This window comes from Brochothrix campestris FSL F6-1037, assembly GCF_000525915.1.
Taxonomy (GTDB): Bacteria; Bacillota; Bacilli; order Lactobacillales; family Listeriaceae; genus Brochothrix; species Brochothrix campestris.
In genome coordinates this window covers 50,525-63,681 of sequence record NZ_AODH01000038.1, presented here as the reverse complement: position 1 = coordinate 63,681, position 13,157 = coordinate 50,525, and the positions used below count along the sequence as shown (strand labels likewise).

The following is a 13,157-nucleotide window of genomic DNA, read 5'->3' as shown; positions in this document are numbered from 1 at the left end:
GCTTGGGCAGACCTTCCAATTTCTACGCTGTTATACGGTACAGACCGCGTTTAGTCTTGGCTCGCTTGCTTGTACCAACAGCTCTCAAATTTCAGTTCCGCCTAGCGATACAACTTATCGCTTGGGCAGACCTTCCAATTTCTACGCTGTTATACGGTACAGACCGCGTTTAGTCTTGTTTGCGTTTTGGTCGTGGTCCCCAGAATTGGTAATAATCGGTACGCAAGAAGCCGTTGTATAATTTACGTTTTTTTTGTTGCGCGTTTGCCAAATTCCATTTCGAAGTTTTCATACGATGTTAACACGTATGTTGACCAGTTTGTTAATTTCTTGAAAGCGTCGCCCATGTCACGGTAAATTTCAATGATACCCGCTTCGTCAGATAAACGTTCTCCGTATGGTGGGTTGGTGGCAATAACACCATACGCTTCGCCATCATCCGCAAAGTCGCGTACTTGCATTTGTTTAAAGTCAATAATGTCACCTAAGCCAGCTTCAATCGCATTTTGCGTCGCCACTTTAATCATTTGATGATCGATGTCACGACCTTTAATATTTAACACTTGATCATAGTTCGCTAAGCTTTCAGCCTCTTTACGTGCTTCTTCAAAGACTGATTTTGGCATCCAATCCCAGGCTTCACACGCGAATTCACGGTTGAACCCTGGGGCGATGTTTTGACCAATTAATGCGGCTTCAATCGCTAGCGTTCCTGAACCACAGAGCGGATCAACAAATGGGCGATCAGGATGCCAGTTCGTTAATAACACTAACGCTGCAGCCATTGTTTCTTTTAAGGGTGCCCCACCTTGTGCGACACGATAGCCACGTTTATGTAAGCCAGCACCTGATGTATCTAACGTTAAGGTTACTTCATCTTTTAAAATCGACACTTCTAATTTATAGAGGGCGCCGTTTTCTTGGAGACGTGATGAACGGTGGTACACTTTACTCAAACGATCGACAATCGCTTTTTTTGTAATTGCTTGGCAATCCGGCACACTGTACAATGTTGATTTAACGCTTTTACCTGCAACAGGAAAAGCCGCATCTAATGGGAGGTAATCTTCCCATGGCAATGCTTTTGTTTGTTCAAATAAATCATCAAACGTTGTCGCTTTAAACGTACCAACGATGATTTTAACACGGTCTGCCACGCGTAACCATAAGTTGGCTTTGGCGATGGTCGCTTCGTCTCCTGAAAAATACACTTTCCCGTTTTCAACGCGATGCTCGATTCCTAAATGACGCATTTCTTGTCCAACGACTGCCTCAAGACCTGAAGCTGCGGTCGCTACTAAATTATATGTTCTTGACATGCTATTCCCACTTTCTTCTTTTGTTTCTATTTTAACCGCTAGCGTAAAAATAACCAAACAACTGCTCTTGGCTAAGTTTAACACACGGTGTCCATTACAATATAAAAGTCCTTCACAAGAAGCACGCGAAGGACTGTTGCCAAACCGATGTTGACATACTCTATGATAGACATATTGTCTTAAAGTCATAAAAAACCTGATGTAGTATTCTATAAGCCATGTTTTGTACTCTTATATAGCCAGGTACTAATATAAGAGCGATAATCATCTGTCTACGATTAATACGCCTCTGTTCTACGTTGTTATTCCGTGAACAAAGTGCCCCTACCAAAATTTGGGTTGCTCGCTTGTGGGGTTTACCTCGTTCCACTCTTTTTGTTTCCAAAAAGACTACGTCACTGTGGCACTTTATGAATTAACACCCTATTCTTACGAACTTAGGTGGTTCATTCGCCATCACCGCTAAGCGGGCCTCGGCTTATTGTTTCACCGAGCACAAACACTACGGACATTTCAGTACCGTGCGAGCATGGACTTTCCTCTGCAACATTGCTGTCACAGCGATTACCCGAACACTACATTCTTTATTATAGAACTCCTAGCTGAAATTGCAAGCCTTATTTCAATTAGTCGTTCATTTTATTACCAAACACATGTCGTTCTAAATTCGATAATCGTTTTAAAATATCATAATTACTTGTCCCTTGGTTTTCAACAACTTGCTCTTTAGGTGCTTCTTGCTCAGAAACAGTTGTGCTCACCATTTGTTCAAGACGCATGACAGCTGCTTGTAATTGTTTGATTTCAGCATTATACGTATTGTAATCTTTAATTACGAGGTCAAGAAATTGATCGACCTCTTCAGCAGAGTAGCCTCGCATACCTGTTTTAAATTCTTTATCTAAGATTTCTTGTGCCGTTAAGTTTAAGTTTTCCATCGTCATATGAATACCACCTTCTTTGTAGTTTATGCTACAGGTACAACCTGTTCGTTTCTTTCAATAACTATCCTAGTGATAGTTCTCCCTTTCTATTTTTTCAAAAATCACACGTCTTGTCAATCTATCCCACTCAACTAATCAATAAATTCATCACCTGTCGCAATATCCTGTAACTGAAAGAAATCAATTTGATCAATCATATATTCATTTGATTCCGCGTATTGGTGCATTAGTTTTAAAATAAACTTGGGACCGCCATCCTGTTCTTCATCATAAATAATTAAGGCACCGTCGGTATTACGGATGACGAATACATCCTTATCTCGAAATTGTTGTGGTGATTCATAGGCGGTTTTTGAAACACTATTCGTATAGTCGGCCTTACTACACAGTGTATTGTACATCAGTTTGTTTTTCTCATTCCATTTATTGGCTTGGTCAATGAACGGGGTGATGATTGCTAACTTCAGCTCTGGGTAAACTCCCTTTAGGTCTAGCACTTCTTGTGCTGCCCATAACTCAACTCCAAGTTGACCAGAAACAATCACCCATTCTAGTCCCTCATCGATATATTGTTCTAATCGCTTTCGAATTGCTTTTTTGATAAATGACACACTCGCATCTTCATCATTAAAGATACCTAATTCAAATGATTTATAGCCGGTGATAAGCAACCGTTTCATTGCTCGTCACCTACCTCTAATCCTTCTAAAAAGCGTTCTTGTGTATAGGTTACCGCAGATAGGTGGCGGTTATACTGCGTCTCGTTAACCTTCGGCGCAAAACAACTAACCGCTAACCGTTTAAGGTTATCGCCGGCCGTAATAATTTGTTCACTCGACATATATTTAACCGGTGTTTCTGCTATGTAAGCGACGCCATTCTTTTTGTACTGATCCGCAATCGCAGATAAACGATTCACAAACGGTTCCATCTCTGTTTTAAACTCAAATACTCTACCATTCGCAGCTTGTTCTTTTATATCTTTAACCTCTTCGAGCGCAGCCAGAACAGCTATTATATCTTCTTTAATCATCATTTTACTCCTTATAAAACGTCTTTCTTCTATAATATCATTGTTACTTTGGTATTGTCCGCTTTATTGACTAATTTAGGCTATTTTTGTTTTTTTTACTGTTTATTTACTCTTTTAATTCAAATTTTTGGTACAATGAGAATGTATGAGTTATTATAATTGGGAGGAATTTGTGTATGAAAATTAATTACCCAAACGGAAAAAGTTATACACCTTCCACCAACAAAGGCGCTTCAATCGCTCCTAAGATAGTTAGCCATTCCAAACGCGGCATGCGTTTAGAAGATGATCTCAATGATACGAATCGCTATTATTTGACGCACAACATCGCTGTCGTTCATAAAAAACCGACACCGATTCGCATCGTTAACGTCCGCTACCCCAGTCGGGCGCAAGCTGTCATTACCGAGGCTTATTTTTCACAAGCTTCTACAACCGATTACAATGGTGTCTATTTGGGAAAACACCTCGATTTCGAAGCGAAGGAAACGACGAGCACTTCTTCGTTCCCACTAAAAAACTTTCACGAGCATCAGGTGAAACATATGTTACAGGTACAAAAGCAAGGTGGTATCGCCTTTGTCATCATTCGCTTCACTTCATTAAATGCCAATTATTTACTAGATATTAGTCAACTTGCTTTTTATTGGCAACGAAAGCTCAACAATGGACGGAAATCTATTTCACTGAGTGAGTTAGATTCAACGGGCCATGTAGTCAATAGCGGTTATCATCCTCGCTTAGACTATCTTGCCATCGTTAAAACTGTCTATAATTTGTAAACAGAGAGGAACTTTTTAAATGTCAGACGAAACGAAATCCCGAGTACAGAAAAAAGCAGCAAACACTAAACAAGCAAAAAGGAAAACAAACAAAAAAAACAAATAAACTCTGGACTGTCATTAAAGTTTTTGTTTTGGCTATCTTAATGGCTACGATAGTCGCCCTTATTGCTGGTTTTGCGCTCTTTAAACATTATACAAGTGATGCACCTAAAATAACCGATGACCTGTTAGCTGATACGTTATCATCCAAAATTTATGATAGTGATGGTAAAGTTTTTGCTGAACTTGGTACCGAGAAACGTGAACATATCTCTTTAAAGGATACGCCAAAAGAATTGACCGACGCTTTAATTTCCGTGGAAGACGTTCGTTTTTACGATCATCATGGCGTCGACCCGATTCGGATTGTCGGCGCTGCAGTAGCCAATCTGACGGGTGGTTTCGGTTCACAAGGTGGTAGTACCTTAACACAACAAGTAATCAAACTATCGCTTAATAATACTGATGCCACAATTAAGCGTAAAGCGCAAGAAGCCTACCTTGCAATGGAAATCGAGAAAAAATACAGTAAAGCTGATATTTTAGAAATTTACATCAACAAAGTCTACATGGGGGATAGCATCTATGGTATGGCGACTGGTGCGGATCATTTTTACGGTAAACCGCTGAGTGAACTAACTGTGCCTCAGATGGCTCTACTCGTTGGTATTCCTAACAGTCCTAACGAATTAAATCCATTTGACCATCCCGAAGATGCTAAAACGCGACGTGATACGGTTCTCGAACGCATGTATCATAATGAGAAAATCACTGCTGCACAACTCGCAGAATATAAAGCTGTCCCGATCAATAAAGGACTCGTTTCTGAGAAAAGACGCATCGCTTCGATGAATTCACAAACAGATTCAAAATACAACAACTATGTAACACAAGTCATTAAAGAAGTTCAAGCAAACGGAAAATATGACGTTTACACTGATGGCCTTAAGATTTATACATCACTTGATACATCTGCTCAAAAATATGCTGATAAATTAGCTACAACCAATGATATTATTACGTACTCAGATGATCGTCTCACAACTGGTTTTGTCTTTATGGATAGCAGCAATGGACAAATCCTTGCAATTGGGAGCGGCAATCGTAATTCAAAACAAGATGTTAAACTTGGTTTCAACTTTGCAACCGACATTAACCGTCAACCCGGTTCAACCTTCAAACCGCTCGCTGATTATGCGCCTGCAATTGAATACTTAAACTGGTCGACAGCACACATCATCGATGATTCCAAATACGAATATAGCAGTGGCGATGAGATTAATAACTGGGACCGGCAATATCAAGGCGAAATTTCAATTCGTCAAGCCTTGTATGACTCACGTAACATTCCAGCTTTAAAAACATTACAAGCTGTTGGACTTGAACGCTCATTAACGTTCATGGAAAAAATGGGCTTCAGTTTTGACCGCGACAAACTAGGTGAATCGATTTCAATCGGTGCTTATGATAAAGTCAATCCCTTGTTGCTGACAGGTGGCTATGGCGCACTGGCTAATAACGGTGTTTACAACACACCACATACTGTTAATAAAATCGAAACCCGCCAAGGCGATACCATCAATATGGAACCGGAAAGCGAACGTGTAATGGAAGCTCATACAGCCTACATGGTAACTGATATGTTAAAAGACACATTAACAAAAGGTACCGGAACTTCCGCTGCTATTTATGGACTACCCGCAGCAGGTAAAACAGGAACGACCAACTATACCGATCAAGAGATGACTGACTATGGTATTTCAAGTTCTGAGAGTGTGCCCGATTCTTGGTTCGCTGGCTATACAACTCGTTATACGATGGGTGTCTGGACTGGATATGAAGAGAAAAAAGTATACTTGTCTAAATACGAACAAAACTATGCAAAATTAATTTATCGTGAAATGATGAGCTATATGTCCAGCAAGGTTTCAACAAATGACTTTGTTCAGCCAAACGACGTAGTCAGCCGTAGTATTGCGGCCAAATCAAATCCACCACTATTAGCAGCTAAAGGAACGACTGCTGTTACAGAATTGTTTATTGATGGCACACAGCCAACTTCATACGGAGTATCTCCTGTTGATGCCGAGAAACGTAAGGCGGCAGCTAAGAAAAAAGCTGAAGCTGCCAAACAAAAAAGAAAAAAGAAGCTGCTCGTTCTTCCACTGCAAAGGAAACGCAAGAACAAACTGCAAGTTCAACGTCATCAAGTACAAGCAGTTCAAGCACATCAACATCGAGCAGTTCGACTAGCGCTACGACTCCACCATCTTCAAGTAGTCAATCAGAGTCGAAAGAAGCCGTCAAAGTTCCTAAACCGCCTACTGATCAAGATAAAAAAAACGATAATTAACAATAAAAGGCCCGTAATCAGTTGATTACGGGCCTTTTATTCGATGCTTTTATTAACGCCAAATCATATAAGCGATGAATACCAGTGCGATGGCAAAGCGGTAATACGCAAAGCCTTTTAAGGTGACTTTACTAATTAGTTTCAAGAAAAAGACGATGGCAATCATCGCGACAATGAATGCGACAATTGCACCGACGATAAAGACGGGCACATCACTCATGCTCATTGTATCAAGTGCTTTAAACACTTTTAAACCGGTCGCTCCAATCATCATTGGCACCGCAATAATAAACGAAAATTCGGCAGCGGTCTTACGTCCAACGCCAACGATTAACCCACCAGACATCGTTGACCCTGAACGAGAAAAACCTGGCCACAAAGCAATCAGTTGAAAACAGCCGATGTAAAAGGCTTGACGGTATGATAATTTATCCAATGACTCTGATAAATGATTGTTTTTCGCCGCTACTTTTTCGGCGATTAACATTAAAATACCACCCGCGATTAACGCAACAATGACCGTTTGATACGAAAATAAATGCTCATCAATCAAGTCATCAAACAATAGACCCGCAATAATCGCTGGAATACAGCCGACGATAACGTGCATTAAATTCAGTTGACCTTGTTTGTTTTTATACTCACCGGTGCGGACACCTACAACGGCCCATAAACGACGCCAAAAGACGACGACAACCGCCATGATTGAACCGAGTTGAATCACCACTTCAAACGTATTGATTTGCTTCCAGGTATCCTGTACACCCATCAGTTCTGCTGCTAAAATCATATGGCCGGTTGACGACACAGGTAAAAACTCTGTTAATCCTTCGACAATTCCAAGAATAACTGCTACAATCCATAAACTCATCTGTCTGTTCCTCTTTTCTCTTTTCTCTTTTTAGTAAAAATGAAACCACCCTAACGTACGAGTGGTTGTCATTATTATTCAGCTAACACTTTCGCTAAAATATCCGGATCAAATGTTTGTTTTCTAAACATTTCGATTTCTAAACGATAAGGTGCTTTTTTATTGTTTTTATCTTCACCAACGAACGGTGTTTCTAAAATTTTCGGTAAATGTTGCAGTTGTGGATGGTTAACAATGTAATTAAGGGCGGCAAAACCGATCGTTCCAAAGCCGATATTGGCATGTCGATCCTTGCCTGCACCACGTTCGTTCTTACTGTCGTTAATATGTAGCACCTTGAGACGATCTAACCCGATGATTTTATCGAATTCGTTGAGCACGCCATCAAAGTCTTCTTTAACGTTATAACCCGCATCATTGACGTGACACGTATCCATCGTGACAGATAACTTATCACTATGAGTAACACCGTCCATAATACGCGCGAGTTCATCGAATGAACGGCCGATTTCAGTGCCTTTTCCCGCCATTGTTTCAAGCGCAATTTGCGCTGTTTGACCAGAGTGCAACACTTGATTGAGACCTTCGATAATACGCGCAATTCCAACATCTGCACCAGCACCAACGTGAGCACCGGGATGTAAGACGATTTGATTAACGCCTAACGCTTCTGTTCGAACGATTTCTTTTGTTAAAAACTCAACTGCTAATTCAAAAGTTGCTGGTTTTGTTGTGTTCGCTAAATTAATAATATATGGGGCATGCACAACGATGTCGCTCATGCCATATTGCTCGATTAGCGCTTGTCCTTCAGCAATTTTCAAGTCTTCAATCGGCTTACGGCGCGTATTTTGCGGTGCGCCTGTGTAAACCATAAACGTTGTTTCACCATAACTATGAGCATCTTCTGCTGCTCCAGCATACATTTTCGTCCCGGCCATTGAGACATGTGAGCCAATTTTCAACATACGCTACCTCCTACTTAATTATGTTTACCTTGTGAGTTTTTACCAGCACGGGTACCGGCACGTTTGGCACGTTCTTTATTTTTTTCAATTGCACGGTTAATCTTTTTCTTATAACCCGGTTTGATGTTCGCTTTCGCTTTTTTAACCATTCCACCGATACGTGCATCAACATCGTCACGTTTTTCTTTACGGAATTTACGACGGTTACGGTCAGCCATTTGAATCCATTCACCTTTTTTAAGATTTTGGTAAGAAAACTCAACGCCACGTTTTTCAAGCGCCACTAATTTTTCTTCATCATCTGGTTCGTAAATTGAGATACTAATACCTTCTTGACCGGCACGACCAGTACGGCCAGCACGGTGAATAAAGAAATCAGGATCATCTGGTAAATTATGGTTAATAACATGGCTGGCACCTTCGATGTCAATACCGCGGGCAGCTAAATCAGTTGCTACAACGTATTGATAATCAAGGTTACGAATTTGTTTCATAATTCGTTTACGATCACGGGCAGGCACACCACCGTGAATCTTAGCAACATTTACTTGTTTCTCTAACAAGAACGTTGTTAATACGTCAGCTTCTGCCTTCGTATTACAGAAAATCAAAGCTAAGAATGGTGTCATCGTTGTCGTAATATCATAAACAAGTTGTTCACGTGATTTCGACTTTAAGTCAACCAAGATATTCGTTACTGTTGGCGAAATAATCGCTTCGGGTTGAATATGCGCATAGCGAGGGTTTTCCATGTATTTTTTAAGGAATGGTTTCAATTTCTCTGGAATAGTGGCTGAGAAAACAAGGATTTGTAATTTTTCAGCTAAACGGCTGGCAATGTTATCAACGTCCTCTAAAAAGCCCATATCTAACATTAAATCGGCTTCATCGACAACGAGTGTTGTTGCTGTATAAGCTTCTAATGCTTTTTCACGCATCAAGTCATAAATACGACCTGGTGTACCGACAACGATTTGCGGTTGTGTTTTTAATTGTCCCATCGCACGTTTTTTATCTGTTCCACCAATCATCAGACGGGTATGAATTTCCGGATCAGATAATTTTGCCATTTGGCGGGCTTCTTCGTAAATTTGCGAAGCTAACTCACGGCTAGGTGCTGTAATAATCACTTGGACTTCATTCAAGCTTGGGTCAATTTTATCCATTAGAGGGAGTAAATACGTATGTGTTTTACCTGTCCCTGTTTGTGATTGCCCAATTGCCGACTCTCCACGTTGGATTGTTGGAATTAATTGTTCTTGTATTTTTGTTGGTTTAAAGAATGCCTTTTTAGCAATTGCTTCGTTGATAAATGGCTTAAAACCAAAAATATCAAATTTCGTTTTTTTTATCTGTCATTCGATTTCTCTCCTTCGTTGCGATTCCTTTACGTTCATGATCGCACTACACTCGCTTTTAATTATAACTTATTTTGAGTCAAATGGCTTGTCTTTTCGTACTATTCTCTGGAAAAAGAACACAACCATCGAATGAAAACGTTATCTATCGAAAAATTAATTTGAGTTCCCTTGCGATTTAAACCGCTTACAACAGCTATAGATAAGCGATTATTTTTATGCTATACTTTTTATAAAACCTTAAATGATCGGATGATGATAATGAACTCTGTCTTTTTACACTTACAAAACCATTATGACACGCTCTCAAGTACAGAACAATTAGTCATTGATTTTATGTTACGCTACCCCGACGCTACCGAACTCAAGCTGAAAATCATCGAAGAACAACTACACGTCAGTGCACCAACTATCGTTCGAGCAATCAAAAAGTTACAGTTCCCTTCTTTTACAGCGTTTAAATATGCTCTGTTAAATACTAATGCAGATGTTACACCAACAACAACGGAACTTAATTCGTTTGACCAAATCACCGACCTTATTGAAACTGATTTCACAAAAACAATGGCTATGCTCGATCAAACAAAAATAATCGCAATGGCTGATACACTGTTAACCTGTCGCCGCGTTTTTTGTGTGGGGATCGGCTCAAGTGCTAGTGTTGCACATACTTTTAATCGCCGACTTAAGAGTGCTGGTTTTTGGTCCAATGAGTACTCCGAAATTTTTCAAATTCGTGATATTGCCGACATCATTCAAGCCAACGATGCCATCTTAGTCTTTTCTTTAAGCGGGGCTGAGCCACAAATCATTGATTTCATTTCGTCTTGTAAGGCAAGTGGTTGCCAAATTTTATCAGTGACTGGCCTCTCTGTCAATCGCCTCAATAACTTAAGTAATCTTGCAATCATGACTCACCAATCATTACAAGGTCGACGCAAGTATCGCTCACGCTTAATGCTTTCAGTCGCTGCCGAAGTCTTATACGAAACGTTGATGATGCAAAAAAATAATACTCGATCATAAAAATCCGAAAAAAAGTAGCAAACCCTAATGGTTTACTACTTCAGACTGAGGTTGTCTCCTTATTGGATACAGCCTTTTTTATTATAGGTAATTACCTAAGCGATGAAAATTAGAAATGATATAATCAGCAGCAGTCGTCACCTCTGTCACGGTCGTCGTATCACTAATCGCATAAGCTGTATCAGCTTCGACAAACATCGACACATCATTTTCGGAATCTCCCACTGCGATATATGAAGCAGGATAGTGTTGACGTAAATAGGCAATTGCGTTACCTTTCGTAACATCCGCGGCTGTCACTTCAATTCGACGCGGGCCACTTTTACAAATTGCTAACGATGGAAACGCCACTTGTAACGCATTCAACACCTCATCAGCTTTAGCAGCCTGTGGTCTAATATTGAGTTTGAAAATTTTGCGTGTCGCGATATCGGCATAAGGGTCTTTTGTTGTAATCAGCTCCATATTCCAAAGACGTGTCTGATCAGCTTCACTGTATGTTCCGATACGGACTTCACCATCTAAGGCATCAAACAACAATTTCTGTTTTTTAATAAAATCTAACACCTGATTCAATTCGGCTTGAGCAATCGGTTTCTCATAAACAATCGTATTATTGACAGCAATGATTGCACCATTAAACCCAATCTTATAAACTGCGAACACTCCCGTTATCGCTTCAACATATCCGATTTCTTTAATTGAACGACCCGTTGCGATACCAATTTCATACTCTTTACTTAGCGTAATTAACACTGCTTTATCGGTCTGAGTGACAGTCTTTGAGTCCTTCACTAAGGTGCCGTCCAGATCAGTCATTAGCACTTTTGTTTTTGTCATCTTCTAGTCTCCCATCCCTAGCATGTCTTGGATTTCAATTTTTAATTGGTTAGCGCGACCGCCGTAAATCGACTGCATTTGCATACCCGATTGATTAAAACCTAACGCCTCTAGATCACGTTTTATATGTTCACTATCAACTACACTGGCATCTTTTACGTTAATACGTAAACGGGTGATACAGGCATCAACTGCTTCGATATTGTCTGCGCCACCATGAGCGGCAATTAAAGCTTCTGCCTGCGTTGTTAAATCAAGTTTTTTACTAATCGCTTGATTGGCTGCTAGATCTTTTTGTGTTTCAACCCCCATTTTTTTACGGGTCTCATCTTTTCCATGCAAAACAATTGTTGACGGGTCATCTTCACGACCTGGTGTTTTGAAATTAAACTTTTTAATTACGAATAGGAATACAAAGAAGTACATTGCAAAACAGAATACACCGATGATTGGAAGTAGATACCATTTGGTTCGCTCGCCTTGTAACACACCATAAATAATAAAGTTAATCAAGCCATGACCAGTCGGTGTTAAAAAGGCTGCACCTAACATATTAGTTACTAATAAGGTGACACCAGCTAGCAGTGCATGAATTGCATATAATGCAGGTGCAATAAATAAGAAGGTGAATTCAAGTGGCTCGGTAATACCTGTTAGGAAAGCTGTCAGTGCAGCCGTCAATAACAATGAACCCACAATTTTTTTTATTTTTAGGTTTTGCTGTCACATACATTGCTAAGGCAGCACCAGCTAACCCAAACATGTTCATTACAAATTTCCCAGATGAGAAACGAGTAATCATTGGATCAATCGCGCCATTGCTCCCCAACGCAGCCATGTAAGCATTGACCGTTCCAGCATAATCAACACCATCGATATTAAAGACACCACCTAGTGGAGTCGTACGTACTGGCCAATTCACACCGTGGTGTAAGCCAAATGGCAATAATAAGCGTTCAATCACACCATAAGCAAATGTACCGATATAGCCCGATTTTAAAATGAGTTCTGATAAGACGTTAATGCCTTGTTGTAATAAGGGCCAAATAAAAAAGAAACCTACAGCGACAATTGCCATCACTGGAATAATTAGAATCGGAACTAAGCGTGGACCGCTAAAAAAGCCGAACACCTGTGGAACCTGTATTTTAATCGCGCGTTTATGAACGAGATAAACGATGACACCCGTAATAATACCACCAAAGACATTGAGATCCATTGTTTGGATACCTAAAACGGTTGTCTGCATACTTTTCGCTATTAAAGCGCTTGCGTTTTCAGCCGACGTATCGACCAATTTACCACTAGCCGACAATAAAAAATTCAAGGTGTTATGAAGGACTAAAAAGCCAAGTAAACCAGATAAAGCCGCTGAACCTTTCTCATGTTTCGCTAGGCCAACTGCAACACCGACTGCAAAGACAACCGGTAAGTTATCAAAGGCGACACTGCCTAACATATTAAACATCCCCATAATAAATTGGAGGCTACGTTATTCATCCATGGATACATCGCCATTGTATTTTCATTCGTAAAAGCAGAACCGATACCTTTTAAAATACCAGCAGCTGGCAATACCGATACTGGTAATAAAAATGACCGACCAAATGTCTCGAAAATA

The 13,157-nt window shown here is 40.2% G+C and carries 12 protein-coding genes, 1 other RNA gene and 1 pseudogene; 3 read left to right on the top strand and 11 right to left on the bottom strand.

Annotated features, from left to right (window positions below; translation table 11 throughout):
* Window positions 1–169 precede the first annotated feature (169 nt).
* The 5 genes and pseudogenes from BCAMP_RS08810 to BCAMP_RS08795 form a co-directional block, all read right to left on the bottom strand.
* Window positions 170–1,319: pseudogene (locus BCAMP_RS08810) on the bottom strand (THUMP domain-containing class I SAM-dependent RNA methyltransferase).
* A 207-nt stretch (window positions 1,320–1,526) separates the two neighbouring features.
* Window positions 1,527–1,895: RNase P RNA component class B (gene rnpB, locus BCAMP_RS13170), an RNA gene on the bottom strand.
* A 50-nt stretch (window positions 1,896–1,945) separates the two neighbouring features.
* The gene (gene gpsB / locus BCAMP_RS08805; RefSeq protein WP_035315039.1) at window positions 1,946–2,263 is read right to left on the bottom strand and encodes a cell division regulator GpsB; all 318 of its coding nucleotides are present in this window, start codon (window positions 2,261–2,263) and stop codon (window positions 1,946–1,948) included.
* Window positions 2,264–2,394: 131 nt separating this feature from the next.
* Complete coding sequence (locus BCAMP_RS08800; protein ID WP_035315038.1) at window positions 2,395–2,943, bottom strand: DUF1273 domain-containing protein; 549 nt, start codon at window positions 2,941–2,943, stop codon at window positions 2,395–2,397.
* A complete protein-coding gene (locus tag BCAMP_RS08795) occupies window positions 2,940–3,299 on the bottom strand; it encodes a DUF1798 family protein (RefSeq protein WP_084038731.1) in 360 nt (119 codons plus the stop codon). Before BCAMP_RS08795 ends, BCAMP_RS08800 begins: the two co-directional genes overlap by 4 nt.
* Window positions 3,300–3,472: 173 nt before the next feature.
* Here BCAMP_RS08795 and recU point away from each other — a divergent pair, with 173 nt between their 5' ends.
* Window positions 3,473–4,078 (top strand): Holliday junction resolvase RecU, encoded by a 606-nt coding sequence (recU, locus tag BCAMP_RS08790; RefSeq protein WP_035315036.1) that lies wholly within the window; start codon window positions 3,473–3,475, stop codon window positions 4,076–4,078.
* A 146-nt stretch (window positions 4,079–4,224) separates the two neighbouring features.
* Window positions 4,225–6,498: a transglycosylase domain-containing protein gene (locus tag BCAMP_RS08785; protein WP_156921199.1), complete on the top strand. Its 2,274-nt coding sequence runs from the start codon at window positions 4,225–4,227 to the stop codon at window positions 6,496–6,498.
* Window positions 6,499–6,525: 27 nt separating this feature from the next.
* Here the strand turns inward: BCAMP_RS08785 and BCAMP_RS08780 are convergent, their stop codons facing one another.
* The 3 genes from BCAMP_RS08780 to BCAMP_RS08770 all read right to left on the bottom strand — a co-directional run bounded on the left by BCAMP_RS08780 (window position 6,526) and on the right by BCAMP_RS08770 (window position 9,664).
* The gene (locus BCAMP_RS08780; RefSeq protein ID WP_035315035.1) at window positions 6,526–7,344 is read right to left on the bottom strand and encodes an undecaprenyl-diphosphate phosphatase; all 819 of its coding nucleotides are present in this window, start codon (window positions 7,342–7,344) and stop codon (window positions 6,526–6,528) included.
* Window positions 7,345–7,418: 74 nt separating this feature from the next.
* The gene (locus BCAMP_RS08775; protein WP_035315046.1) at window positions 7,419–8,309 is read right to left on the bottom strand and encodes a deoxyribonuclease IV; all 891 of its coding nucleotides are present in this window, start codon (window positions 8,307–8,309) and stop codon (window positions 7,419–7,421) included.
* Window positions 8,310–8,326: 17 nt separating this feature from the next.
* Complete coding sequence (locus BCAMP_RS08770) at window positions 8,327–9,664, bottom strand: DEAD/DEAH box helicase (RefSeq protein ID WP_035315034.1); 1,338 nt, start codon at window positions 9,662–9,664, stop codon at window positions 8,327–8,329.
* Between the two features lie 267 nt (window positions 9,665–9,931).
* On the opposite strand from BCAMP_RS08770, the gene BCAMP_RS08765 reads away from it, so the two are divergent.
* Complete coding sequence (locus tag BCAMP_RS08765) at window positions 9,932–10,696, top strand: MurR/RpiR family transcriptional regulator (protein WP_035315033.1); 765 nt, start codon at window positions 9,932–9,934, stop codon at window positions 10,694–10,696.
* 81 nt (window positions 10,697–10,777) lie between these two features.
* Here BCAMP_RS08765 and BCAMP_RS08760 read toward each other — a convergent pair whose 3' ends face one another.
* Genes BCAMP_RS08760 through BCAMP_RS14395 form a run of 3 tightly spaced genes read right to left on the bottom strand, consistent with a single transcriptional unit; the run spans window position 10,778 to window position 13,004 of the window.
* Window positions 10,778–11,536, bottom strand: a complete 759-nt coding sequence (locus BCAMP_RS08760; protein WP_035315032.1) for an HAD-IIB family hydrolase — start codon at window positions 11,534–11,536, stop codon at window positions 10,778–10,780.
* A 3-nt stretch (window positions 11,537–11,539) separates the two neighbouring features.
* Window positions 11,540–12,217, bottom strand: a complete 678-nt coding sequence (locus BCAMP_RS14765; protein WP_269479283.1) for a glucose PTS transporter subunit EIIB — start codon at window positions 12,215–12,217, stop codon at window positions 11,540–11,542.
* Window positions 12,168–13,004 (bottom strand): PTS transporter subunit EIIC, encoded by an 837-nt coding sequence (locus BCAMP_RS14395; RefSeq protein ID WP_269479282.1) that lies wholly within the window; start codon window positions 13,002–13,004, stop codon window positions 12,168–12,170. The genes BCAMP_RS14765 and BCAMP_RS14395 overlap by 50 nt, the downstream gene beginning before the upstream one ends.
* Window positions 13,005–13,157: the final 153 nt, after the last annotated feature.